General features: G+C 50.5%; 20 protein-coding genes and 1 pseudogene. 9 read left to right on the top strand and 12 right to left on the bottom strand.

Going from position 1 to position 23,826, the window contains the following annotated elements:
- Window positions 1-63 precede the first annotated feature (63 nt).
- From ACFO4L_RS05585 to ACFO4L_RS05575, 3 genes are read left to right on the top strand one after another with little or no spacing between them, the layout of a single operon-like run.
- On the top strand, window positions 64-2,313 hold the full coding sequence (locus ACFO4L_RS05585) for a putative bifunctional diguanylate cyclase/phosphodiesterase (protein ID WP_377908712.1): 2,250 nt from the start codon (window positions 64-66) through the stop codon (window positions 2,311-2,313).
- A gap of 29 nt (window positions 2,314-2,342) precedes the next feature.
- Complete coding sequence (locus ACFO4L_RS05580; RefSeq protein WP_377908711.1) at window positions 2,343-3,959, top strand: thiamine pyrophosphate-binding protein; 1,617 nt, start codon at window positions 2,343-2,345, stop codon at window positions 3,957-3,959.
- Between the two features lie 21 nt (window positions 3,960-3,980).
- Window positions 3,981-4,379 (top strand): carboxymuconolactone decarboxylase family protein, encoded by a 399-nt coding sequence (locus tag ACFO4L_RS05575; protein ID WP_343033687.1) that lies wholly within the window; start codon window positions 3,981-3,983, stop codon window positions 4,377-4,379.
- 66 nt (window positions 4,380-4,445) lie between these two features.
- Here ACFO4L_RS05575 and htpX read toward each other — a convergent pair whose 3' ends face one another.
- From htpX to ACFO4L_RS05560, 3 genes are all read right to left on the bottom strand, one after another.
- Window positions 4,446-5,366: a protease HtpX gene (gene htpX / locus ACFO4L_RS05570; RefSeq protein ID WP_377908710.1), complete on the bottom strand. Its 921-nt coding sequence runs from the start codon at window positions 5,364-5,366 to the stop codon at window positions 4,446-4,448.
- A gap of 69 nt (window positions 5,367-5,435) precedes the next feature.
- Window positions 5,436-6,191: a DUF2087 domain-containing protein gene (locus ACFO4L_RS05565; RefSeq protein ID WP_377908709.1), complete on the bottom strand. Its 756-nt coding sequence runs from the start codon at window positions 6,189-6,191 to the stop codon at window positions 5,436-5,438.
- 196 nt (window positions 6,192-6,387) lie between these two features.
- Window positions 6,388-7,371, bottom strand: a complete 984-nt coding sequence (locus ACFO4L_RS05560; RefSeq protein ID WP_377908708.1) for a ring-cleaving dioxygenase — start codon at window positions 7,369-7,371, stop codon at window positions 6,388-6,390.
- Between the two features lie 208 nt (window positions 7,372-7,579).
- Between ACFO4L_RS05560 and ACFO4L_RS05555 the strand changes: the two genes are divergently transcribed.
- Both ACFO4L_RS05555 and desB read left to right on the top strand, forming a co-directional pair.
- The gene (locus tag ACFO4L_RS05555; RefSeq protein WP_377908707.1) at window positions 7,580-8,293 is read left to right on the top strand and encodes a 3-ketoacyl-ACP reductase; all 714 of its coding nucleotides are present in this window, start codon (window positions 7,580-7,582) and stop codon (window positions 8,291-8,293) included.
- Window positions 8,294-8,727: 434 nt separating this feature from the next.
- On the top strand, window positions 8,728-9,786 hold the full coding sequence (gene desB, locus ACFO4L_RS05550) for a Delta(10) desaturase DesB (RefSeq protein ID WP_377908706.1): 1,059 nt from the start codon (window positions 8,728-8,730) through the stop codon (window positions 9,784-9,786).
- 106 nt (window positions 9,787-9,892) lie between these two features.
- Here desB and ACFO4L_RS05545 read toward each other — a convergent pair whose 3' ends face one another.
- The 3 genes from ACFO4L_RS05545 to arcA all read right to left on the bottom strand — a co-directional run bounded on the left by ACFO4L_RS05545 (window position 9,893) and on the right by arcA (window position 12,904).
- Window positions 9,893-10,339, bottom strand: coding sequence for a GDYXXLXY domain-containing protein (locus ACFO4L_RS05545; protein ID WP_377908705.1), 447 nt, complete (start codon window positions 10,337-10,339; stop codon window positions 9,893-9,895).
- Complete coding sequence (locus ACFO4L_RS05540) at window positions 10,336-11,511, bottom strand: DUF2157 domain-containing protein (RefSeq protein ID WP_377908860.1); 1,176 nt, start codon at window positions 11,509-11,511, stop codon at window positions 10,336-10,338. The genes ACFO4L_RS05545 and ACFO4L_RS05540 overlap by 4 nt, the downstream gene beginning before the upstream one ends.
- A 169-nt stretch (window positions 11,512-11,680) precedes the next feature.
- The gene (gene arcA, locus ACFO4L_RS05535) at window positions 11,681-12,904 is read right to left on the bottom strand and encodes an arginine deiminase (protein WP_377908704.1); all 1,224 of its coding nucleotides are present in this window, start codon (window positions 12,902-12,904) and stop codon (window positions 11,681-11,683) included.
- Window positions 12,905-13,086: 182 nt separating this feature from the next.
- Here arcA and ACFO4L_RS05530 point away from each other — a divergent pair, with 182 nt between their 5' ends.
- The 3 genes from ACFO4L_RS05530 to ACFO4L_RS05520 are packed head-to-tail and all read left to right on the top strand — an operon-like array spanning window position 13,087 to window position 16,558.
- A complete protein-coding gene (locus tag ACFO4L_RS05530) occupies window positions 13,087-14,484 on the top strand; it encodes a cell wall-binding repeat-containing protein (protein ID WP_377908703.1) in 1,398 nt (465 codons plus the stop codon).
- Window positions 14,484-15,194, top strand: coding sequence for a response regulator transcription factor (locus tag ACFO4L_RS05525; RefSeq protein ID WP_377908702.1), 711 nt, complete (start codon window positions 14,484-14,486; stop codon window positions 15,192-15,194). Before ACFO4L_RS05530 ends, ACFO4L_RS05525 begins: the two co-directional genes overlap by 1 nt.
- On the top strand, window positions 15,191-16,558 hold the full coding sequence (locus tag ACFO4L_RS05520) for a sensor histidine kinase (protein ID WP_377908701.1): 1,368 nt from the start codon (window positions 15,191-15,193) through the stop codon (window positions 16,556-16,558). The genes ACFO4L_RS05525 and ACFO4L_RS05520 overlap by 4 nt, the downstream gene beginning before the upstream one ends.
- 5 nt (window positions 16,559-16,563) lie before the next feature.
- Here the strand turns inward: ACFO4L_RS05520 and ACFO4L_RS05515 are convergent.
- From ACFO4L_RS05515 to ACFO4L_RS05495, 5 genes and pseudogenes are all read right to left on the bottom strand, one after another.
- Window positions 16,564-17,067 (bottom strand): annotated as a pseudogene (locus ACFO4L_RS05515) (methyl-accepting chemotaxis protein); the annotation flags it as partial.
- 1,096 nt (window positions 17,068-18,163) lie between these two features.
- On the bottom strand, window positions 18,164-18,508 hold the full coding sequence (locus ACFO4L_RS05510) for a hypothetical protein (protein WP_377908699.1): 345 nt from the start codon (window positions 18,506-18,508) through the stop codon (window positions 18,164-18,166).
- Between the two features lie 65 nt (window positions 18,509-18,573).
- On the bottom strand, window positions 18,574-19,092 hold the full coding sequence (locus ACFO4L_RS05505) for a GNAT family N-acetyltransferase (protein ID WP_377908698.1): 519 nt from the start codon (window positions 19,090-19,092) through the stop codon (window positions 18,574-18,576).
- A 244-nt stretch (window positions 19,093-19,336) separates the two neighbouring features.
- Window positions 19,337-21,142 (bottom strand): oligoendopeptidase F, encoded by a 1,806-nt coding sequence (gene pepF / locus ACFO4L_RS05500; RefSeq protein WP_377908697.1) that lies wholly within the window; start codon window positions 21,140-21,142, stop codon window positions 19,337-19,339.
- 505 nt (window positions 21,143-21,647) lie between these two features.
- Window positions 21,648-22,328, bottom strand: a complete 681-nt coding sequence (locus tag ACFO4L_RS05495) for a lytic transglycosylase domain-containing protein (protein ID WP_377908696.1) — start codon at window positions 22,326-22,328, stop codon at window positions 21,648-21,650.
- A gap of 233 nt (window positions 22,329-22,561) precedes the next feature.
- Here ACFO4L_RS05495 and ACFO4L_RS05490 point away from each other — a divergent pair, with 233 nt between their 5' ends.
- Window positions 22,562-22,960 (top strand): hypothetical protein, encoded by a 399-nt coding sequence (locus ACFO4L_RS05490; RefSeq protein ID WP_377908695.1) that lies wholly within the window; start codon window positions 22,562-22,564, stop codon window positions 22,958-22,960.
- Between the two features lie 57 nt (window positions 22,961-23,017).
- Here ACFO4L_RS05490 and ACFO4L_RS05485 read toward each other — a convergent pair whose 3' ends face one another.
- Window positions 23,018-23,752 carry a hypothetical protein gene (locus ACFO4L_RS05485; RefSeq protein WP_377908694.1) on the bottom strand — a complete coding sequence of 245 codons (735 nt, stop codon included), beginning with the start codon at window positions 23,750-23,752 and terminating at the stop codon, window positions 23,018-23,020.
- Between the last annotated feature and the right edge of the window lie 74 nt (window positions 23,753-23,826).

The following is a 23,826-nucleotide window of genomic DNA, read 5'->3' as shown; positions in this document are numbered from 1 at the left end:
ACAGTTGTGAGTATTGTTCTTCATGAAGAACGAGTATAATGAGTGCAAAGGACGGTGATACGAATGAAGGACGCATCTTTAGAAGATTTTGTACAGCAGTCACGCAGAATGTGCGAGGAAGCCGGCATGGATCCTGCTGAGATCCGGATACCGAAAGAAAAAATGTCTGCTGAAGAGCTTGCAGAGAAGCGGGACGAATACGAAGAAATACTGGAAGTTGTCGATTTCTTTGCTAAAAAGGTGCTTCATTCACTCGCCGGAACACCGGTACTGATCGTCATTTCGGACGAACGAGGATATATTTTAAAAATTGACGGAGATGACACGATCCGCTCAACCGTGCAGCAGCTCGGGATTGAGACAGGGGTCCGCTTTACACAGGAGGATCTTGGAACGAACGTTATTTCACTTGCGCTGCAGCAGGAGCATCCCGTCGCTTTAATCGGCGACGATCATTATTTCGAATTTCTGCACGGCTCTGCCTGCTATTCTGCCCCTTTTCACTATACAGATCTGGACAATCTGCTCGGAACCGTTTCGATTATGACGGGCATCCAGCTTGAGAACAGCTTGTTTCTGAACATGCTGATGAACGTCGTCGATTCGATCGAACGCGAGCTGCTTTTGCGGAAGCAGAACCGCCGTTTAAACATTTTGAATCAGATTATGCTGCAGCGTACTCGGAACGCTGTCATTATTACGGATACAGAAGGAACGGTGACGGAATACAACGATTTTGCCGAAAAGCTCTCCGGCTTTAAGCGGGAGGAGATAATCGGCCGTGATATTTTTAAATCCGATATCACCGGAGACTATTTTTATCAGGTACTGCATCACGAAAAGCAGTTTAAGGATGTTGAAATGAAATTTATCAACAATCTGAATCATGAACATATCTGCCTGTTTGATGCGCAGCCGATTTACGACGCGAAAAATGCAAAGATCATTGGTGCTTTTGCGCAGCTGCGTGACATTACAGAGCGTTACCAGCTCCAGGAGCAGTACAATTATCTCGCTTACCACGACGAATTGACCACGCTACCGAACAGGCGTTACTTTCAAAGTGAGCTGGAAGATTTGATTGAACAAGATGCGACCGGTACGGCGCTCCTTTTAATCGATCTAGACGGCTTTAAAAATATTAACGACACGTTCGGCCATTCCAACGGCGACAAGCTGCTTCAATCTGTCGCTGAGAGGCTCCAGGATTGTGTGGACAGTTCGCAGCTTCTGGCACGCATAAGCGGTGATGAGTTTATGGTGCTGCTCACCGATGTAACCAGCGAGACCTCTGTCAACCAGTTTGCGAAACATCTGCTGGATCAGTTTCAGCAGCCCTTTTACCTTGGAGAACGAAGCTTTTATATGACGGCTAGCATCGGGGCGGCGGTGTATGAAGAGGCTCCCCCGAGTCTTGAAGACTATATGGTGCACGTCGATGCGGCAATGTACAAAGCTAAATCCCAGGGGAAAAACGATTACCGTATGTTCTCACCGGAAATGTACGTGAACTCCAGCGATGAGCTGCTTTTAGAAAATGACCTGAGGGCTGCAGTTAGAAACAATGAACTGCGCTTGTTTTACCAGCCGCTTGTGGAAACCAATACCGGACATATTTCCGGCTTCGAAGCACTGATCCGCTGGCAGCATCCAGAAAGAGGGATGCTGAGTCCGTCAGCCTTTATCCCGCTTGCAGAAAAAACCGGACTGATAGTTCCAATTGGCGACTGGGTGATTCAGGAGGCCTGCAGGCAGCATATGCAATGGCTGAGCGAAGGGCTTCCTCCACTCAAAATCAGCCTCAATCTTTCAGCACAGCAGTTTTTAAAGCAGGATTTCACCGAATTTACAGCTGACGTGATCACCCGCTCCGGGATTGATCCGCGCTATCTCGATTTTGAAATCACCGAATCGATGGCGATGGACTCCAACTATGCCGCAAGCGTACTGGAAGAGCTGAAAGGCCTCGGTCTGGCAATTAGCATGGACGATTTCGGAACCGGGTACAGCTCTCTTTTCTATTTAAAGCAGTTTCGCATTGATACGCTGAAGATCGACAAGTTCTTTGTTGATGATCTTGCAGCCGGAAGCAATGGCGCTGCACTGATTAAAACGATCATAGCGATGGCTGGAGCGCTGGAGCTGCACGTAACCGCAGAAGGAGTCGAGGAGTGGTGCCAGTTTAAAACGCTGCGCGACCTCGGCTGCACGTATATTCAAGGCTATTATTTTATGGAGCCGATCTCTCCCGATACGATCTCCACTTCCTATCATGAACTGCAGCAACGTATTGCGGAAAAAACGGCAGGCTGACCAATCTATTGGAAGAGGTGTCATGACGAATGAAACGAACGGCTTTACTGATCGCGGAACAGCTTCACCGCTGGGGAATTCACCACCTGTTCGGCATACCTGGAAAACCTGTCGTCCCGTTCATTCTTGCTGCTGAAGACAGCGGCATCACGTTCGTACTCAGCCGGCATGAAGGCGGCGCAGGCTATGAAGCAGCGGGCTATGCCATGCAGGTAAGAGGACTCGGTGCAGCCGTCGGCACATCCGGTCCCGGGGCCACGAACATGCTGACTGCCGCTGCTCAGGCAAAAGCGTCCGGTCTCCCGGTTCTTTTCTTCACCGGCCACCCGTCGGCAGGAAACACCGGTAAGCCACAGGGACAGGATTCAAGTTTTTTTGGCACCGATACGGAAGCGTTGTTTAAGCCTGTGACAAAATTCAGTGCGCAGGTTGAGCGGGCTGACCAAGTCGGTCCAATGCTGCTTCACGCTGTAAAAACAGCTGTCGAGGGCGTCCCGGGCCCGGTCCATCTCAGCATCCCTGCCGATGTACTGATGGCTGAAGCAGAGCCGTTTTCCTACGATATGCCCGAGCCTGATCTCACCTATTCTCTGCGCATTAAAGAGTTTCCGGCGGCAGCGGTCTCAGCCAGACGCCCGGTTCTTCTGCTCGGGAAAGGCGTCCACACGAGCGGAGCTTATTCAGAGGTGCGGGCATTTGCCGAATTGTATCAGCTGCCTGTCATGACAACACCAGGCGGCAAAGGAACGTTTCCGGATGATCATTCCCTTTCACTCGGTGCATTCGGACTTGGCGGGACTGAACAGGCACATGCTTATATCGAGCAGGGAACGGATCTGCTTATCGTCTGCGGTTCATCGCTCAGTGACATGAGCGTCGCCGGATGGAAGCCGGAACATTATCCGGAGCGGATCATTCACTTTGATGCCCGGCAGCATGTCACCGGAATGTCTTTTCCTCGTCCTTCTCTCACGATCGCCGGAGATCTCCGTTTAAATCTGCAGCAGCTTTTGCGTCTGGAAGCCGTCCCTGCTTCGCCGATTCACCTGCCTGCTGTTCAAAAGCCAGAAGACCGCAGAGGAGGACGCTGGCTTTCAGCAGGTTCCGTCATGGACGTTCTGAACGAGATGCTTCCTGATCGTGCCTTCATTTACGGCGATGATGGAAGCCACACGTTTTATGCCATCCAGCGATATATCGTGCGCGAGCCGGGTCACTTTTTCTTTGATGATGTGTTTGGTGCGATGGGACACGGAATCGGCTACGCTGTTGGGGCAGCGTTTGCTGACCCTGATGCCGATATCGTCTGCCTCACCGGCGACGGCTGTATGTTCATGCACGGCGCTGAAGTATCCACTGCTGTATCCGGAGGAGCCGCACTGCTGTTTATCGTCATCAATAATCAGGCATTGGATATGGTTGATAAAGGGATGAAAGTAAATATTGGCCGGGCTGCCGGCACCACCTATGAAAAACCGCTCCACGCCACTTCGTTTGCAGAATCACTCGGAGCAGACGCGTACAGAATCGATTCCGAGGACGGCCTGCGTTCAGTTATGAAAAACCTGTTCCCCCTAAAACAGACCACGGTTTTGGAAGTCATGACAGACCCGGATGAAATACCGCCTACGATGCGGAGAGGATAATTCTTATTTGGAGGGATGGACGTGAACAATAAGGAGTCATATGAAAAAGGGATTGATGTATTAAAAAAGCTGACAGATGAACATGGTATTTCCATGATTCAAAGCTACAAGGATATCTCCCCTGAATTTACGGAAATGATGATTTCCTTCGGGTTCGGCACTGTATACACGACGGGTTCACTGGAATTAAAGCAGCGCACGATGCTGACGATGGCTTCTCTCGTCAGTCAGGGAGCGTTCGAGCAGCTGCCATTTCATATACGTGCTGCCATCAACCTGGGTATCTCTCCTCAGGAAATTGTCGAAGTTATTCTGCACTGTGCAGCTTACGCCGGTTTTCCGAAAGCAGCGTCCGGCATGCGGATTGCCCGGGACTTATTTCAGGAGCTTGGCGTTGAGCTTCCTGGTGAAAGCAGTTGAACATGCTTTATCATACATAAAAAAGCTGTTCCCGCACGTGAACGTGCAGGAACAGCTTTTTTTGCGTTATCGTTGTTCGAGTCGTGCAATCCGGTCATCCAAATCCGGGTGGGATGAGAACAGCTTGGAGACGCCGCCTTTCCCGCTGATTTTCATCGTTTGAATGGCGGAATCGTCCGTGCGGTCGTTCTTCACGTTCGCCCGCTCCACGTAAGCTTTTAAAGAGCGTAGGGCGTGTGCCATTTTGTCTCTTCCGGCAAGATCTGCCCCGCCTCGGTCCGCATGGTATTCCCGGTAGCGGGAAAAGGCCATAACGACCAGACTACCGAGTATGGAGAAGAGAATCTGAAAAATAATGATTGCCGCAAATCGAACGACAAACTGCAGCTCCGAACGGACAAGCCGGGACACTAGAATGGCAGCCACACGGGAGAAGAACACAACGAACGTGTTCACAACCCCCTGAAGCAGCGTCATCGTAACCATATCACCGTTGGCTACGTGCGCCACCTCGTGAGCGATAACGCCTTCCACTGCATTTTCATCCATGTTCTGAAGCAGCCCTTCCGATACCGCTACGAGCGACCGCTTCTTCGACGGCCCGGTTGCGAAGGCGTTCACTTCCGGCGAGCGGTAAATCCCCACCTCCGGCATATGTGCCAAACCTGCTGCTCTTGAGAAACGGTGTACCTTTTCGACTACCGCACGCTCACGCGCAGACAAGCTGCCTTCCGGATCGAGTACTTCGACCTTCATCATTTTCTTGGCTACCCAGCGAGACATAGCCAGTGAAATGAAAGAGCCTGCAAACCCGAAAATTAAGCTAAACAGCGCTAGAGCGCCTATATCAATACCCAGCGTACCTTCACCTGTATCAAAGCCACCTGCTCCTATACCAGTGAAATTTACAATAAGTGACCAGACGATCACAATTGTCGTTAAGACAAGGATGTTCGTCGCGATCAACAGCATCATGCGTTTACCCATTTGTCATTTCCTCCCCGTCTGTAATCCATATTTATTATACATGATGTACGGACAGGCGCATAGAAGGTTTCAGAAATCCTGCGGGGCCGGACGGCTGTGCTTCACCCAGTAGGAGGACCCGTCACGGCTGCGGTCCAGGAACCCGTACTCGATCAGGTAGCGGCGCAGCGTCACAAAATCGTCATACTTCTGTTTTAAAAGATCATTTATTTCCTTCTCTTTGTACGTCCGCTTTGGCTCAAACTGCTCAGTGAGGTGACGCAGCAGGACAAGCTTCCGCTTTTCTTTGCGGGGAAATGAGCTGAGCGGCCCCTCCCTCCCCTCCTTTAAATAGGTGTCGAGTATTTTTTCTGCTTCTGCTTCGGTTACGGCATAGCGTTCGTCTCTCATAACGGCCCCCTCATGATAAGGTACCAGCTTTTCCCGCTCCGGCTTTTGCGCCATCAGTGCCAGAAACAGCTTCGCCTGCTTTTCCTTTTCCTTCAATTTAAAGCGGTGACTGCGCACGGTCGCTTCTGCTATTCCCATCTTGGCCGCTGTCTGTTTGTCTGTGCTGCCAGCTTGCAGGTGAACGAGTACCTCCTGCTGTACCTGCGTCAGGCCGGTATAGCGGCGGTCCATCGCGAGCAGCGCTGCGGCAGCTGACTGATGCGCCTCCGTTATGTGTACGCTCATTCGTTTTGCTGCTTCAAACAAGTGACCCTGATGCTGATACACCACTCCGTTCTCCGTCTGAAATCCGCAAAACAGGCATGAGTTCATGCCGTTGCGCGTCAGCCAGCCTTGTGTAATCTCGTCTATTGAAGCCTCATCCATATAGGACATCCACACCACTCCTATTCTACAATTATTATGAACAATTATATGTTTTGTTTGTTTATTTGTAAACAAAAATAGATTATATTACAAATATATGCTTGCCAGAGAGTGTGAAACGCTTCTGTAACTGCCGCTTCATTTTTGCTGAATAAACACCATAAAAAGCTTTCGTCCGGAGTAGAGCCGGACGAAAGCTGTATCGTTACTCGTATTCTTTTTCAATCGTTTTTGTGCTTCTGACCGTATCAATATGGCGTACGTACTGTTCAATTTCCTCCCGCTTCGGCTCCAGCTTTGGCGGAAGAGCCAGCTTTTCCCCTAACGTTTCATACGGCTCATCGTCCATAAATCCTGGACCTTCTGTCGCCAGCTCAAACAGGATTTGCGGACCGGTTCGCACGTAAAGCGATTTGAAGTAAAAGCGGTCAACGTATCCCGAAGTCTGAAAGCCGAAGCCATGCAGACGCTCAATCCAGTGCTCAATAGCATCTCGGTCTTCTACGCGGAACGCCATATGGTGCACTGTACCGTACCCCTGCTGGGCTGGCGGCAGGACAACATTTTTCTCAACAATAATCTGGGCGCCGTTCCCGCCTTCGCCTACCTCAAATAAATGGAGAGAACCGTCCGCATCTATTTCCTTAAATTCAAACGCTTTTTCCAGAATTTCTTTAAATCCATCAAATGGTTCGATGCGGATGTGGAGCGGTCCGAGTCCAGTAATCGCATATTCAAGCGGGATCGGTCCATCCTGCCATGGGGTGCCTGCAGGAACGCCCTCATTATGCTCGTCGGACACGAGCATATACTGCTGATCATCAAAATCGGCAAAGGACAACGTCTTCTTCCCAAAAATTTCTTTTATACCGCTGTTCTGCACCTTCAGCCTGTCGAAGCGCTTCTGCCAGTATTCCAGTGCTTCATCGCTCGGCACCCGGAATCCGGTTTTATAGAGCTCATTCGTTCCGTGGCTTCCTTTTGGAATACCCGGGAAATCAAAGAACGTCATATCCGTTCCGGCACTACCTTTATCGTCGGCGAAAAACAGATGATACGTCTGAATGTCATCCTGGTTTACCGTCTTTTTGACGAGCCTCATGCCTAACACAAACGTGAAGAATTCATAGTTTTTTTCTGCACTGCTCGTAATAGCCGTTACGTGGTGCAGGCCTTTTAATCCATTCATAGTTATAAGCCTCCTCTGATTTCTGTACTCTCCGGCATCCTATTCCTTTTCAGCCGAAAATATACACCTGAAAATAGTTTGAATTCGAGATAATTTCATTATATACACTTACTTTTTGTAAGTCAATAACGATGTGCTTCTTTTTTTGCCGCTGCTTCTTCTGCTATGATGAAAACGCAGGATACTATGCTGAAAGGATGTGTTCGTCGTGCAATCACTGGCAGGAAAAAATGTTTTGATTACAGGTGCTGGAAGAGGTATTGGACGGGAAACGGCAAAGGCTCTGGCCGCTGAAGGCTGCAGGATCGGGCTGCTCTCCCGCTCGGAGGGCCCGCTCCATGAAACGGAGCGGCTTGTCGCAGAAGCTGGTGTCCCCTCCGCATCTGCTGCAGCAGATGTGGCAGATGAAGCTGACGTCAAGGAAGCCGTGCGCAAACTTGAAGAAGAGCTTGGTTCGTTCGATATCTTAATCAACAATGCTGGCATTGGCCGCAAAGGGGACTTCATGGAGCTCTCCGCTGACGACTGGCAGAAAGTACTACAGACAAATGTGATGGGAATCGTGCACGTCACGCAGGCCGTTCTTCCCGGTATGCAGAAAAAGCAGCGAGGCGATATCATTAATATTTCCTCTATGTCTGGTTTAAAGGGGACACGCGGCTCCAGTGCTTACAGCGCATCGAAATTTGCCGTGATCGGACTTGGTGAAGCCTTAATGCAGGAAGTCAGACACGACAACATCCGCGTTTCTACACTGACACCGAGTCTCGTGGAAACAGACATGACCCGTCCCGGCGAAGAACGGCAGCCCGATAAGTTTATGCAGCCGGAGGATCTCGCCGAGTATATGGTAGCCGCCTTAAAGCTCGAACAGCGCACCTTCATAAAAACTGCTGCACTTTGGGGAACAAACCCATTTTAATCGCTTCCGTTCTTGATAACGAACTTAAATATTAGTATACTAATATTTATTTTACCGAAGCCGCTTGCTGCTCGTTGAACGAATATATTAAGCTGAATATATTCAACAGGCAGCGGCCTGCCCAGCCGGTAAGCCGGCGGACTTATACCCCCTTTATTCCTGTGTGTATGCAGCTTCTGTCAGCTGACAGTTGGCACTGCCCATGCCATTTTGCTGCAGGTCTCGTTGATAAAAGCAGCCGCTGCCGCTCATGTTGTATATCCTGTCTCACAAAAAAACCTCTGTACTGCCCGGCCCGGCAGCACAGAGGTTTTTTCGGCGGAAACATTAGTACCAGGTATAATAGTCTATTGTACACATGAGGGGATAATGGTAAGCTGTGCGCGTCAACGCTTTTACTCAGCACAGCAGTATTACATAAAAGGAGGAAGATCATGCGCGAACTTCATTCATTTGGCTGGTATGCCAAGCAGCTGAAGGAACATCTCCCTAAAAAGGCATTCCGTCCGGACCCGGGCAAGCTTCTCGGCGGTGCAGCTTACCTGCTTATCACGGCAGCTGCCATGCTCAGCATTGTCTTATTGTCCCTGCCGCTTGCCGTTAACCTGCTTCTCTCTCTGATCATCGGCATGAGCTTTGCCGCTATGGGCTTCCTTGGCCACGAGATTTTACATGGAACGATCGTCCGTTCTCCGTTTTTACGCAACACGCTCGGCGGATTGTTTTTCTGGCCTCTTTGCACCGGACCGCGTCTATGGCGCAAATGGCACAACATGAGCCATCACGTTCATACCCAGCATGAAGAAAAAGATCCTGACACATGGCTGACGGAAGCTGCTGTACACAGAAACCCTATGCTGCGTTTCATTTACAGACTGCCGCTTTCGGTTCGTGCTTTCTTTGAATTTGCTACACAGACGGTGATGTTCTCGCTTCACTCCCTGCGCATGTTTAAAACATACGTATCCGAATTCAAGGCAACGTCCGCACCTGCGCTCTGGCTGCAGCTGATCCTGCCTTGGGCTACCTGGATTTCCCTGTTGTTCATTGCAGGCGTCACCAACTGGATCTACATGTTCCTGATTCCATTACTGATTGCCAATGGAATCGTGATGGCGTATATTTCAACAAATCACCGGCTGAACCCGCAGGTGGAGATCAATGATCCACTTGCAAACAGCCTGACGGTAACGGTGCCTAAATGGGTCGACGTGATCCACTTTCACTTCTCCCACCATACCGAACATCACTTGTTTCCTGCGGTTAACTCTAAGTATTATCCGCTTGTGAAACAAAAAATTAAAGAATACTGGCCTCACCTGTATCATGAAATGCCGATGAGCAAGGCGCTTCTTGCATTATGGAAAACCCCGCGCCCTTACTTCGACGGTGATAACCTGATCGACCCTTCCCGAAACGAGGTTTACGGCACACTCGGCAACGGGCTGCTGGAGTCGGAATCCGCGAAGCCTGCAAAAAAGCATGCACAATAGCTGATGCACAACGAAGGAGGACCCGGCTCAGAATGCGAGCCGGGTCCTTCCCTAATGAGATAACGTTGTTCTAGAGCATACGAATGGCCGCTCACAGCCGCTCACCTTATTCGTTGCGTACGTCCAGCTCTATCGGACGGATGGCGCCCCATGGAGCTACATCAATCGTGACCTGAAGATTCTCTTCCCGCTCAAGCTCCGGTCCCGTGCCCTGCTCTACGTAAAACTGCTCGAGCTGCGGGGCAGTAATCGTCTGATCAAAGGAATATCCTTCAATCGCTCCAAAAAACGGCCGGTCGTCTGCTTGATCAATGACGGCGTAGCCGTCTTCCCCTTCTGTCAGGGTGAAATAGACCTGACCGTGCTGCAAGCCAGCCGGCGTTTCAAGGTCAGGGTACTGCAGCATCACGTACTCGCCAAGAAATGGATCAAACGGATCGTAAGGCTCTGCCCGGAGTGTAAAGGACTCCCCAAACCAGCTGACAGCAAAAAAGCTTGTGATCACCAAAACTGTAAACAGCGTCTGCAATGCCGGCATCACCCAGTTTTTCATGATACGGCCTCTTCCCTGCGATGATTAACCCACCAGGCGACGCCTGAGAGAGCAAACAACAGCACGGCGCCAATCAGGAAGAACAAGGCCATATCGAGGCGTCCCCATGCAAAGATTACGTAAATGACTGCTTGCACAAGCACGAAGTAAACGAATCCCGGTGCCAGCACCATGCCCCGCTTTTGTGCATAAACTAAATAGCCAAGCGCCGTCGCTTCCGCTGTGACAGCAAGCAGAATCGCCGACTGGTCAAACAGCATCAGCCCCACTGCTCCTAATATCGAGGTCCAGACAACCGGGCGCAGCTTCCACAAGCTAATACCGAGTACAACAGCTCCCGCAGCAGCAAGTCCCCATGCTTCGATCCAGCTTAAGTCAGGCAGCATGCCCTCCGTTTCGCCGCGAACCGCCAGATAAACGAGCAGCGTCATGGCGCCGAATATCGGATAGAGCGGCATCAGCATTCGCCGCTGCTCTTTTTGAAGCACGAACAGCAGCATCACGAGGAAAAAGAGTGTCCAGACCGGCCAGAAAGGACTTTCGTATGCCGGCGTTGCCCAGAGCTTAAGACCGGAACCAAACACGAGAATCCAGCTGAAAATGAGCGAAAGCTGCTCGCGGCTGACGACCAGCCAGATCAGTGCTGCCAGTGTAAACAAGCTCCACTCCAGCCAGGTAACGGCCGGAACAGACATTCCGAGCGTGACGCCTCCCATTATAAATGCGGCGACGACGAACGCATTATGGCGCCATATCGCGTAATGGAAGAGCGCTGCAAGAAACACGGCCCAAGGTAATATGGCACCGGATGTCGATAAATGAAACGCCTGGGCTGTGACGATCAAGGAGGCGCCGAACATGGCAAGTCCGATCAGCCGAAACAGCACCGGTTTTCCAAAGCCTCGCTTTTCAGACGCCATGCCCAACCCGTAAAACAGCCACATCAGCGACAGCACGAGTCCGCTTTTCAAGAGAGGCGGCATGACCTGCCAGTTTGCAGCAATAAAGCTGAACACCGCAAGTGTAAAAAAAACGAGACCAACAATCATCAGCAGCGGCATCCTCGCCTTTTTACCGGCAGGATGCTGTTGCTTTTCATATGCTAAGATCGTTGCAGCCGTTTCCTGATTGAGCAGCTTTTCCCGTTCCCATTCCCGCAGCTTGCGCTCCATCTCCACAGCCTTCCACCTCCCTGTCTGATAATCCCAGTATAATCCTGAAACAGGAAAATAACCAGCTGTTTTTCGGCCTATTTTTCGAAGTTCAAAGCCCGTCACAACAGCTTTTTGAACACTAAAAAGCACCTTGCCATGGATAGACGGCAGGTGCTTTGCTGATAAATCAGACGGGTTCCCGGACGAGCGGCATGCTCATGCATCTCGGTCCGCCTCTGCCGCGGACGAGTTCGCTGCTCGGCACCTCCAGCACGGTGATGCCATTCTGCCGCAGGAGCTCGTTGGAGACATAGTTCCGTTCATACGTGACGACCGTTCCCGGAGCAACGGCAAGCGTATTGGAGCCATCATTCCACTGTTCACGGGCAGAAGCAATTTTATCTCCGCCTCCGCACGGGATCAGGTTCACATCATCCAGCTTGAGCACTTCTTTCAGCGTATCCTTTAAATTCGACCGTTTCGTAATACGTACCGGATCACCTGGTTCCAGGATAAATATGTTCATCTTTCCGTCTTTATCGACCACCTGGGCATGCGTTGTAAACTGATCATGGTCAATCATCGTAAAGACAGTATCCAGGTGCATCGAAGCACGGCGCTTCGGAATTTCCACCGCTACCACCTTTTCAAACCCTGAGCCGGAGGTGAACAGCTCCGTCGCCAGCTTTTCGACTGTCCGGGCAGAAGTGCGCTCACTGACGCCAATTGCAAGCACGGTGTCGCTAAGGACGAGTTCATCTCCCCCTTCAATCGGAAAATCGTAGCCTCTGTTTATCCACGTTGGCACGCGGGCATCACGATAATCCGGATGACTGGTAATAATATGTTCCATCAAAAGCGATTCGCGGCGCCTTGCCTCCTGACTCATCGGATTCAACGAGATGCCATTCCCAATGACTGCTGCCGGATCTCGGGTGAAGTAAAGGTTCGGCATCGGATCCAAATAAAACGGATAGTGCCGGTCCATCCACTCATATAAGTGCTTTTTCTTACGGTTTGGCAGCTCTTCCTTCAGCACACCGCCGATCATGCTGCGAACGAAGTCGGCTGTGGAAAAGTCAAGCAGGTATTCCTTTAACGCTTCTGAGGAGCCATTTACCGTTAATCGTGATTCTGTCATCATTTTCTCCAGAAACTGCTCCCTTTCCTCGTGTGACTGGAGCGACTGTTCAAGCAGATCGGTTATATATACGATTTCCGTTCCCTGCTCTTGAAGAACTTCTGCAAAGCGGTCATGTTCTTTTTGCATCGCCGGTAAATACGGTATATCGTCAAACAGCAGCTGCCCCATCGCATCAGGTGTCACCTGCTCAATTTCAATTCCGGGCCGGTGGATCAGCACCTTTTTCAGCCGGCCAATTTCAGACGTTACGTTTACTGCCATCGTCATCCCCCACCTCTCTTATTCAACCGTAGCAGACCGCATTGCCCCCACGTGAAAAGCTGTCAGATTATGTATCATGCTTTCCTCTCTATTCCCCTCCTAAATGTGGGAAAAACTCGAATTCAATGCAGCTTCATACTTTCTTCATTTTTAGGAAGTAGGCTTAAACGTAAAGGAGTGATTGGCAAATGAAAAAGACTTGGATCTTAAGTGCTGGTGTGCTGCTGACACTGGCTGCTTGCTCGAATGCAGAGGAAACGAATACGAATAGCAATGCCGAAATTGAAAACAATATGAGCTCTGACGAAACAAACGAACAGAACGAAAATCAGCACTCAGATGAGAACCATATGAATAATGACAACAATATGAACCACGATGAAATGGACCATGATGAAATGAACCATGATAATGAGAATATGAATGAGGATATGAACCACGATAACGAGGACATGGACCACGGCACGAACGGCGGCAGAGATTCCTTCGAAGAGAGCGCAGCCGAGCTTCCAGCTGAAAATGAAGGGGCACCTGAGAACCTTCTTACGACAAATACAAAAAACGTTACTCGAATCGATCAGGAAGAGCCGGAGGACTTCTCGATACAGGTGTCCCAAACGATCTGGCCTGCCACTCATGAAACGAACCAGCCTGGCACAGTAATTCTTGCCAATCCGGACGAATGGCAGCAGACGCTCAGTGCACTTACGCTCGTGCACCATCCTAACGACGGCCCCGTTCTGCTGATGGAGGATGGACTGAGTGAAGAGCTCCTGACGGAAATCGAACGGTTAGCACCGCTCGGGAATGATGAAGGTTTGGAAGTCCTTGCCGCTGCAGAACTGACAGCTGACGAAGAAGAGATGCTCGCTGATTATGAGTGGTCGGAAATGACTGCTGACTCTCCTGCTGCCTTTGCCCAGGAAGCAGATGCTGCTTTTGCTGATACACTGGGTGAATTTCCCGAGAAAGTATTAATCGCTTCCTCTGAAGAGGAGCATCAGCTGCTTTCCATGACCGCCGGAAGCTGGATTTCCCACATGAATGAACCAGTGCTGTTTGTAGATGATGACGGTATTCCCGCTGAAACGGAAGAAGCATTGGCAGAACGGGATCAAGCAGCGATGTATCTGCTCGGAAGTGAGGAAATTATATCCGGGGAAACCGAACAGGAGCTAAGTGAATTTGGAAACACCTCCAGGATCGACGCCGAAACACCAGCCGAACTGTCTATTGCCTTTGCCCAATTTGAAGAAGACGGATTCGGCTGGGGAATCACAGAGCCGGGACACGGTTTCGTCTTTGCTTCCACGGATCGTCCTGAGTTTGCTCTTGCCGGGGCCCCTTTTGCGCATTTAGGCAAGCATGCTCCTGTCCTTTGGCTTGAAGAGGGAGAGCTGGATGACGAACATCGCGATTATTTAGCAACGATCAAGCCTTCCTATACTGATAACCCGATGGAAGGGCCTTATAATCACAGCTATCTGCTTGGCACAGAAGAGGACATCTCTTTTCATACGCAAGGATTAATTGATACACTAATGGAAATTGAAGCAGAAGACGGGGGCGGCCACGCAGATCATTGATGCCTTCTCCGCCAGGGAGGGATACAAGCATGACGACCATTCTTATCGTCGACGATGAGCCGCAAATGCTGGAGCTTATAACAGACTGCCTGCAGCTGCTGCCAGTCGACATTCAGACTGAGCAAGATTCTGCCACAGCACGAAAGAAGCTGCAAACGGAGACGTTTGATCTTGTCATACTGGACGTCATGATGCCTTCTCCTGACGGGTGGGAGCTGCTGAAAGAGACAGCGGAGCTCCCAGCGCCTCCCTCTATCATCATGCTGACGGCATTAGGTGACAATGATCAGATTGTGCGCGGCCTTCAGAATGGTGCTGACGATTATGTGACGAAGCCTTTTGAGCCTGCTATCCTTGCAGCGAGAGTGGAAGCGGTTCTTCGGAGAAAACACCCGCATACGGGCAGCGTGATAAGCTATAACGGCCTGTCAGTGGACAGCGTGAGACGGGAAGCCGAGTTCGAAGGCTCCTGTCTTACGCTTACCAAAAAAGAATTCGACCTTGTGGCACTTCTCGTAAAGAGGCCAGGTCAAGTATTTACGCGCCAGCAGCTGCTGGACGAGATCGATGACCACGGCAGCGCCGCTTCAGACAGAACAGTGGACACGCACATGAAAAATATACGCGAAAAAGTCCGTCGTGCAGGCGGCTCTTCTTCGCTGATTGAAACCGTCTGGGGAATAGGATACCGCCTGGGTGCCGGGATATGAAACTTTCCTTACGAATTGCCCTGCTGTTTTTCTCCGCTATCCTGCTGCTTTTACTGATCATGGGCGCTGCCTTCTATGAACTTTCCAGGCAGTTTTATGAAGATCGTCTGCTTCATGATGTTTCCGATCGGATGACAGCCCACGGGCGGGTATTGGAACAGGATGATCATGATGGAGCCTTTGCGCACATACAAACAATGGAGGAAGCACAGGGAGAAGTCGTGTTCGTTCAATTTTCAGCTGACGGAGAAGCCCTGCGAAGTTCAGACCGCCTTACTCCAGCTGATACAGCCAGGTATTGGGACTGGATTGAGCAATCCGACTCGGAAGCAGCTATCACGGAAGCTTCGACACATAATGAGCCGCACGTTTATGCATACCACGCGTTTGAAACGGATCGTGCCGAAGGATATCTGTTTGTTGATCAGGCTTCGGGAGAGTTTGCCGCTACGAGGGAAACCCTTATTTATTTGACTGGCATCATCATGCTTCTCGGCCTGCTTCTTGCCGGAGGGTTAACGATCCTGTTAACTCGCTGGATTACCACTCCATTAAACCAAATACGCTCTGTTTCGAGCCGCATCGCAAATGGTGACTTCACTTCTGAGCTGGCCTGGAAGCGCACGGATGAGATAGGGGATTTGAGCCGCAGCATTGATCAAATGGCCGGACGCCTGGCAGCTTATCAGGCCTCCAGAAAACGGCTGCTCGCGAATATATCCCACGATTTGCGCACTCCGTTAACGTATGTAAAAGGCTACTCTTCCCTGCTCAAAGAAAAGCTTGCGGCAGATGAACGCAAACAGGCAGAGGTGATCCATCGGGAAGCTGCAAGGATGGAAAAGCTGGTTACAGATATTGTCGACTTAACAAAAATGGAAGACGGCGCACTGTCTGTTAAGCCGGATACGATTCAACTTTGCTCGTTTTTACATGAAATCGCCCGGCATCATCAGCTTTTAGCCGAAGAAACCGGGCACCGTGTACACGTTATATGTCAGAAGGACAGTACCATATACGCCGACCCAGCCCGACTTGAGCAGGCACTGTTCAATCTGTTTCAAAATGCAGTCCGCTATACTCCCGCCGGCACGGCAATTACATGGGAGATCAACTGTGATGAAAACAGAAGCTTCATCCTGCTTCAAGACGAAGGACCGGGCATCCAGCCTGAAAAACTCCCTCACATCTGGGATCGTTTTTACAGAGCAGATGAGGCGAGGAGCTCTGCAGTGCCTGGAAGCGGGCTGGGACTTGCGATTGTAAGACAAATCGTGCTGGCAAGCGGCGGACAAGTTGCTGCTGGTAATAGAAACGATCGAGGTGCATGGTTTCGTATAGAGCTGCCCTCTCTGACAAACTAATCCCGCTATTCTGCTGAGAGCCGTTCTACCGCTTCTTCCGCTGCAGCTGTTTCCCGGCCGATGCCTTCGTTTTGCTCGTGCAGCGCTTCAATGGAGGCGCTCACTTCCTCAACGGCGGCTGATGACTGCTCAATGCCGCCTGCAAGCCCGGCAGTCGACTGATTCATGGAGGAGGCCGCCTGCTGCACAGAAGCTGCACGTTCCGTGAGAGAGGCCGTCAGGGCCTTTAACTGATGAATACCGCGCTCCATTTTTGCAGAGGCCTGCAGCATCGACGCTGCGGCTTCATGTTGATTTCCGGCTGCTTCGCCGCTCCGCTTCATCTCATCGCGCGCATTGCCGTTCGCCTGTTCCAGCTCCTCAAGCACCCGAGTGATTCCTTCTGCTGCTTGACCGGATGTTTCTGCAAGCTTCCTTATTTCATCGGCTACGACAGCAAAACCGCGTCCTGCATCACCTGCACGCGCTGCTTCAATAGAAGCATTCAGCGCAAGCAGGTTCGTTTGTTCTCCGACCTTAATGATCGATGCTGAAAGGCTGTCTGCTTCATTTATTTTTGCCGTTACCCTTGCAAATTCCTGCTCCAGCCTTCCAAAGCGCTCATTCATTTCGACCGTTTCACCTTCCAGTTTTTCAAGCTCCGTTCGGAATGCCTGCGCCCCTTCTGCCATAGTGTCTGCAGATGCTGACGCTTCCAGCACCTCCTGCTGCATGCTGTCTGCCTCTCTTGCCGTACGCTCTGCTTCTTCAGATAATACCTGGACATCGCTATTTTGGGCTTCTGCTCCTTCTGCCAGCTCATGAGCTGCGGCCGTCATTTCTTTGTAGGAGCTGATATTTTGCTGAACAGCTGCATTTGTCCCCGTCAGCGACTCCCGAAGCGCCGCTGCCTGCTCCTGTAAAAACGCTGCTTTTTGTTCTTTGGCTTCCGTTTCCTGCTGAGATTCATCCAAAAGCTGTTCCAGCACGGCAGATTGGCGGCTGCCTATAAGAATAACGGCGCCTCCTAAAGCTCCCGCAAGCACGTATGTAAGCAAAATGGTCGGCAGGTTCGCACTGATCACCGCAGATTCCGCCGTACTGTAAAAAGCATTAATTATCTGGCCAGCCAATCCAAGCACGAGAGCCGTAATCAGCACGTGCCGGTATAGATGCAGAACTGCCAAAATGAGCAGGAAATAGTAAATGACGGCAACCCCAATTCCTCCTCCAAGCAGAAAAACGGCCGACGTTACGAATACATGCGCCGCAATGATCAGCAGCAGCGGCACCAGTTCCGGCTTACGCAGGAAATAGACTGCAGCCGCATAAAGCCCCCATAGTGCTGCAAACTGGATTCCGTAAACAAGCGTCGTCTGTCCGTCCCCGAGTATCAGGTTCATAAAACCGCCTGCTGCAACAGTAACTGCAAAAAGACCGACAGCGAGCCTGTTTTTCGTCTGCAAATCCTTCTCCTTCATTTCAGTCACGATACTCACCGTTCAGACATCCCCTTTATCAATACGTTTTTTCCATCATAAGGAATATATCGAACAATGCTGCCTGAATGTGAAGCGCTCACACAAAAAAAGGCTGCTTCAGATGGTTTCTGAAGCAGCTTTTCTGTTAAACAACAGCCGGAGCTATCAGGGCTGTCAAAAGCAGAATCCCAAATACGATCAAGGCGGCGATAGCGAGTATGCCGGGGATGCCGTCGAACGGTTTAGGTCCCTTCGACTCTGCAGATTTGCTGATAGTCGTATATGAATTTGGCGTGGATGTTCCGTAAACAGTAGGTTTGGCGCTTCCCGGTGAAGTAAATAAGCGGATTACCACCGGAGCTGTCATCACCGCAACGGCTGCCAGCATAAGCAGAACGAATACCGTCATCGATCCGGTCAATGCTCCAATCCCTGCGGATAATGCCGCTGCACCTGCTCCGGCAGCAGCCGCTTTAAGCCATTTCGCCATGAGGAACCTCCTTTTATCTATGCTGAATTAGTAACCCATTCCCTGACTTGCATACATGTAACCTCTCAATCCACCTTTGCTTCCAAGCGGTTTTTATCTTTAATTGCTGAGGCCGGAAGGAGCATCGTGTAAAAGAGCGTGCCGCGGTTAGTGAATTCCTGATGCTTTTTAAAACCTACTTTTTCATACGTTTTTCGGGCCCTGACGTTAAAATCAGCAACAGAAAGACGGAGCATACGGCAGTCGATCGCATTGCGTGCCCAGTGTACAACGTAAGCTGTAAAAGGGGCTCCGAGCTTTTTTCCAGTCAGACTAGGATTTAACCCAAGCCCAATGTCGACAGCCGGCTCGCTGTAAACGTTGCTCTTCAGTCCGCCCGGTACCTGCGCTTCGCGACCGAGACAGCAGAAGCCTATCAGGCTGCCGTCAACGTGCCTGATACTGAAATAGCTGCCGCCGAGAAGCGTTTCATAGGTCTCAGCAGTCGGCTCAAAACTGTAGCGTTCGTAAGGCGGGTCGTATATCCAGCTGCTGATTTCATCCGCGTCCTTTCTGCTCATTCGCTGCAGCGTCCACTGTTTCACGACCGATCTCCCCTTCCGTTTTATCCTGCTAAAATAGTTCGGCAGAGAAGACTGTTTTCCTGCTGTTAAGGCTTAAATGTGGAGAAAAACGCAGATAAATCTTTCCAGTACTGCCAATTCGAAACGTAAGGGAGCCATGCTGTTTCGCACGTATGAAGTATACCTGTGACCTGAGCTTTATCTCAAATTCAAAATGAAGAGCCTTCACCCCGCAACCGGGGTGAAGGCTCTTGTTTTAAAAAGATTAAGATATTTCGAAGCTTTGCTCCAACTCATCGACGAGCGTGCCTACGTAGGCAACCGCTTCCTGAATCGGTTTTTTTGTAGTCATATCGACACCAGCGAGCTGCATCAGCTCCAGCGGCTTTTTCGTTCCGCCAGCTTTCAGCGCGGCGAGCCAGCGCTCCACAGCGGGCTCTCCCTCCTGCTGAATATGCTGAGCAGCTGCGGTCGACGCTGTCAGACCAGCAGAGTACGTATACGGATACAGTCCCATGTAGTAATGCGGCTGCTTCATCCACGTCAATCCTGCGTCTTCGTCAATCTCTACATCCGGTCCCCAGAACTGCTGCAGCGTATCGCGCTTTTCCCGATTGAGCACCTGGGCCGTGATCGCTTCTCCTTTTTCAGCGAGGGCATAAATACGACGCTGCAGCTCGCCTTCAAGAATGTGCGTGACAAAGTTGTGGTAGTACGTTCCTAATGACTGCAGCACGACCCAGCGGCGCATGCGCGTGTCGCTGGACTGATCAAGAATATGACGGCTTAAGAGCATTTCATTCATCGTCGACGGCGCTTCGATAAAGTAGAGCGACGGACGCGTATTGGAAATGCGCTGATAGCGGCCGGCCATGCTGAAGTGGCCTGCATGTCCAAGCTCGTGCGCAAGTGTAAATGCGTCACGCATATTATCATTCCACGTCACGAGAATGTACGGATGAACGCCGTACGGACTGGAGCAGAAGGCACCTGATCGCTTTCCGTGGTTATCGGCACGGTCGACCCAGCGCTCTTTCAATCCTTTTTCCATGAACTGCATGTATTCGTCTCCCATGATCTCAAGGGATTTTAAGATCATATCCCCCGCTTCCTCATACGACATGTCCGGGTCAAAATCCGGATCAAGCGGTGCCTTCAGATCGGCGTAGGTCATCTTCTCTAATCCCAGCATTTTCTTCTTCAAAGCGGCAAGACGGCGCATGTGCGGTGCCAGCTCCTCCTGAATGGTATCGAGCTGGCGGTGATACATGTCTTCAGTTACTTGCTGGCCGTGCAGCAGCATCTGCGTCACGGATTCATATCCGCGCAGCCTGGACTCTGTGATGGAGCGCGTGATTTCTGTCGCATAAGTAGCCGCGTACGTATTCTGGTAGGCGCGCAGGCCATCGGAAAATGCTTCGTAAGCGCTCCGGCGCACGTCGGTATCCGGATGCGATTCATAGCTTTCAAACGTATTAAATGTGAGCGGATACTCCGTGCCATCAGCCGTTTGAAATGAACGAAACGTCATATCCGATGTTTTGCTCCGCTCGTAAATCATAAAAGGCGCATCATGGACTTCACCGAAAGCAGCCAGAACGTTTTCAGTTTCTGCACTCAGCTGATACGGCTTTTCTTCCATAAGGTCCTTCAGCGTTTTATGGAAATCTTCCAGTCCCGGCTCCTCATTCAGCCACTTCTCCAGCGTGTCAGGATCGAGCTCGAGAATCTCCGACTTGATGAACGACGTCGCCGCACCTGCCTCCGACCCGAGAGCTGCGATCCGGGCTGCATCTGCTTGATTCTCCGGATTGCCTCCGTCCGATGATTCCTTCAGCATCGCATATGTAAAAATACGCGTCAGCCGCTCTTCCAGCTTTTCCTTCGCTTCCAGCAGCTGCAAGAGCGTCGCAGCATCCTGTACACTCTTCCCTTTAAATGCTGCTACCTCTGCGAGTGCTTCCGGTACTTGTGCCACCTCACTGAGCCACGTGCTGCGGTCACTGAATAAATCAGTTAAGTCCCACGTTTCTTCTTCTGGTATTTGCGTTCTGTCGAGCGTTTCTTTCATCTTGTCATCTCCACCTTCCGTCTGAATATTTCGATTTTCGAAACATACCTTTATTGTACGTGATTTATGCAAGTATGGAAAGCCCCGGGCATACGCTCTGCTGTATAAAAAACTCTGTTAATGACTAGTTTTAATGGAAATAATTTAATCCTGCAAATGCTTTTATTCACTTGCGGTAAAAAAGTCCTTCCGCTCTTCTTTCTTTGCATAAGAGATGATCTTCACGCGTTCTCTTTCCGCGGGCGTCCTGAAAAATCAACTTGCCTTTACTTTTCCGGAGTGGAAAGGTAAAGAACGAAACGACCTCTCTTTTGTATAGCAAAGCGAAACCCGGCGGACGCCTGGGCAAGAATGAGCAGGGAAGATCCCGCAGCGCAGCGAGGAAGCGAAGGAGCTCGACTACGGCAACCCTGCCGAACTGTTGGGACAAGTCCTTCTATCATCAAGAAACGTTAACAGAGCTTATAAAAAAGAAGGACCGCTGCGGGCCCTTCTGCTGATCGTTCTATGATATGCCATCACTGCTGCCTGCATATTCCGCTTCACGTTCTTCAAGGTTAAACAGCCGATAGCCCTCTTCGTACGCTTCCTTATAGCTAAGCACATCGTCAACGTACCACTCAGCCCGATTGTACTGATAAACCGCTTGTTCGTAGTTGCCCTCATCTGCACCGTTGCGAGCCAGATAGTAGGCCGCGCTGTGCATTGCATCGTGCAGATCAAACGGGTCAGCTTCTCCATTTCCTTCTGCGTCCTGGCCATAGCCACCGTAAGCTTCAATCACTTCCGGATCGGTTTTTTCTTCTTCCGGAATATCCCCTTCGCCGAGCCCTTCACAGCTGGGATGACCCCACCCTGTCCAGGTACACGGCATAAATTGAAAATGTCCTTCTGCGCCAACCGGACTCACAAGCGGATCCATAGTGGAAAAAATTGTTTCCACCCGGTGAATGGCTGCGAGCAGCTCCCACGGAATGCTGTAGGCTTCTGCAGCTTCCTGATAAGCTTCCAAATATTCTTCCGGCACTTCTTCTGCTGCAATATAGATCGTACGCTGCTCTTCCGGTTCTGCTTCTTCCTCTCCGCTTCGCTCATCCAGCGAAACCGCAAACAACAGAACGAAAAAAATCACTGCTGCACTTAATGAAAAAGTAACGGCAGCACTCGTTTTCACCATTTGTTTCATCAGCTTCCTCCGCTCCTTCTTTCTACTAGCAAGTATACCTCATTTTTGCAAAAAGCTCCTGCTGGATGCCGGGAAAAATCTCGCTCAATCTCTAATTGTATGACAGCCGTACTACAAGGCCGGCGTTCACTTCTCAGAATGATGACAGTTTCGTTATCATTCTGTAACGTTTACCCATTTCTGGTGTTCAGGCAGTATGATAGAGACAAATAGAAGTAAGCAGGTGAGACATCATGAAACTGATCATCCTATTAATCGGTTTGAGCGCAGCAATGCTTGGTTGCGGATCGGAGTCCGTTTATGACATTATACCGGAAATTGAGGAAGACAATAAGCTGCACGCCATCGTACTGATTGAAGACTCTAATGATCAGAACAACCACCCTTACTACAATGCTTTGCTCGAAGTAAACAACCTCGATATCATTCAGCCACACATCGTTTCAGCGTCTGACTATCCGGAGGTTCCGGATTATTTTCACGCTGAGCACTTTCCATGCCTGATCTTGTATGAGAACGGGGAAGTCGTCATGCACCTTGATGATGCTGCATCCATGGACGATATTATCGATGAGTTAAACGGGAACGTAGACCGCTTCACGCGGAAAATGCTTGCAGAAGAAGACGTTTAGGATAAGAGAAAAGAGCTGTCCCCGGACAATCCGGTGGAACAGCTCTTTTGTTTATTATTATTCGAGTCCGACGAGGGTGCCTGTACTGAATTCGAGGATAAATTCGTCCTCTTCCTCCGCTTCTACGTGCTGGCCATCGACCTCTGCCTCGATGTGCCATGCACCAGCTGTCTGGAACTCAGCTCCTGTGCCGGCTGACACAATTTCCTCTTCAACGGAATCAGCGTTCCAGCTGAGAACATCAGATCCATCTACGCTTATGTCAGAATCAGATACGTCTCCGAACGATGGGAAGCGGCTTTCATCTTCCAGGTCGCCTTCGAGCTCATAAGAGAATGAAAGCAGCACACGCATATCCGACTCTTCTGCACCTGGGATCAGATAATGTCCTTCAGCTGTGCCGGATTCTTCTCCTTCTCCTTCATCCGGTGACTCGTCTTTCGGCAGCATGTCTGCGTCCCTTGCAGCAGCGACTGCCGCAAAGTATTCTTCCAGTTCTTCCATAGAAGCTTCTGCACCGCCGTCCCCTTCACCGACCGTCACATCAATATCGTATTCGGAAGCAAGATCTTCAATGTCACCGCCGTCCTCCGCTTCTTCATCGTTATCATCAGCGTTGTTAACATCATCCGCTTCGTCATTTTCTTCTGCGTTATTCTCTTCCGCTGCGTTGTTTTCCGGGGCATTGTTGTCTGCACCCTCGTTTTCCGCACCATTATTTTCTGCGTTGCCGCAAGCAGCCAGTACAAGTGACGCTGTAACCGCACCTGTCAATGCAATTGATTTTTTCATGTTTTGACTCACCCTTTTTGTCTGTATTAGTCATTCATCCTGCACACTACCCGATTCGGCAGGCTTTTCATGTC

Origin of the sequence: Bacillus daqingensis (assembly GCF_042654445.1) — a bacterium.
Taxonomy (GTDB): domain Bacteria; phylum Bacillota; class Bacilli; order Bacillales; family Salisediminibacteriaceae; genus Alkalicoccus; species Alkalicoccus luteus.
Note: the sequence above shows the minus strand (reverse complement) of the source record. Positions and strands in the feature narration are given on the sequence as shown.

Excerpts from the sequence above, each read along its gene's own strand:
- ACFO4L_RS05565 (WP_377908709.1), bottom strand. The coding sequence starts at position 6,191 with ATGTCCTATATGGATGAGGCTTCAATAGACGAGATTACACAAGGCTGG.
- ACFO4L_RS05495 (WP_377908696.1), bottom strand. The coding sequence starts at position 22,328 with ATGAAACAAATGGTGAAAACGAGTGCTGCCGTTACTTTTTCATTAAGT.
- ACFO4L_RS05525 (WP_377908702.1), top strand. The coding sequence starts at position 14,484 with ATGCCTTCTCCGCCAGGGAGGGATACAAGCATGACGACCATTCTTATC.
- htpX (WP_377908710.1), bottom strand. The coding sequence starts at position 5,366 with ATGGGTAAACGCATGATGCTGTTGATCGCGACGAACATCCTTGTCTTA.
- ACFO4L_RS05540 (WP_377908860.1), bottom strand. The coding sequence starts at position 11,511 with ATGGAGCGCAAGCTGCGGGAATGGGAACGGGAAAAGCTGCTCAATCAG.
- ACFO4L_RS05580 (WP_377908711.1), top strand. The coding sequence starts at position 2,343 with ATGAAACGAACGGCTTTACTGATCGCGGAACAGCTTCACCGCTGGGGA.
- ACFO4L_RS05490 (WP_377908695.1), top strand. The coding sequence starts at position 22,562 with ATGAAACTGATCATCCTATTAATCGGTTTGAGCGCAGCAATGCTTGGT.
- ACFO4L_RS05485 (WP_377908694.1), bottom strand. The coding sequence starts at position 23,752 with ATGAAAAAATCAATTGCATTGACAGGTGCGGTTACAGCGTCACTTGTA.
- desB (WP_377908706.1), top strand. The coding sequence starts at position 8,728 with ATGCGCGAACTTCATTCATTTGGCTGGTATGCCAAGCAGCTGAAGGAA.
- ACFO4L_RS05520 (WP_377908701.1), top strand. The coding sequence starts at position 15,191 with ATGAAACTTTCCTTACGAATTGCCCTGCTGTTTTTCTCCGCTATCCTG.
- ACFO4L_RS05545 (WP_377908705.1), bottom strand. The coding sequence starts at position 10,339 with ATGAAAAACTGGGTGATGCCGGCATTGCAGACGCTGTTTACAGTTTTG.
- ACFO4L_RS05530 (WP_377908703.1), top strand. The coding sequence starts at position 13,087 with ATGAAAAAGACTTGGATCTTAAGTGCTGGTGTGCTGCTGACACTGGCT.
- arcA (WP_377908704.1), bottom strand. The coding sequence starts at position 12,904 with ATGACGATGGCAGTAAACGTAACGTCTGAAATTGGCCGGCTGAAAAAG.
- ACFO4L_RS05560 (WP_377908708.1), bottom strand. The coding sequence starts at position 7,371 with ATGAATGGATTAAAAGGCCTGCACCACGTAACGGCTATTACGAGCAGT.
- ACFO4L_RS05585 (WP_377908712.1), top strand. The coding sequence starts at position 64 with ATGAAGGACGCATCTTTAGAAGATTTTGTACAGCAGTCACGCAGAATG.
- ACFO4L_RS05510 (WP_377908699.1), bottom strand. The coding sequence starts at position 18,508 with ATGGCGAAATGGCTTAAAGCGGCTGCTGCCGGAGCAGGTGCAGCGGCA.
- pepF (WP_377908697.1), bottom strand. The coding sequence starts at position 21,142 with ATGAAAGAAACGCTCGACAGAACGCAAATACCAGAAGAAGAAACGTGG.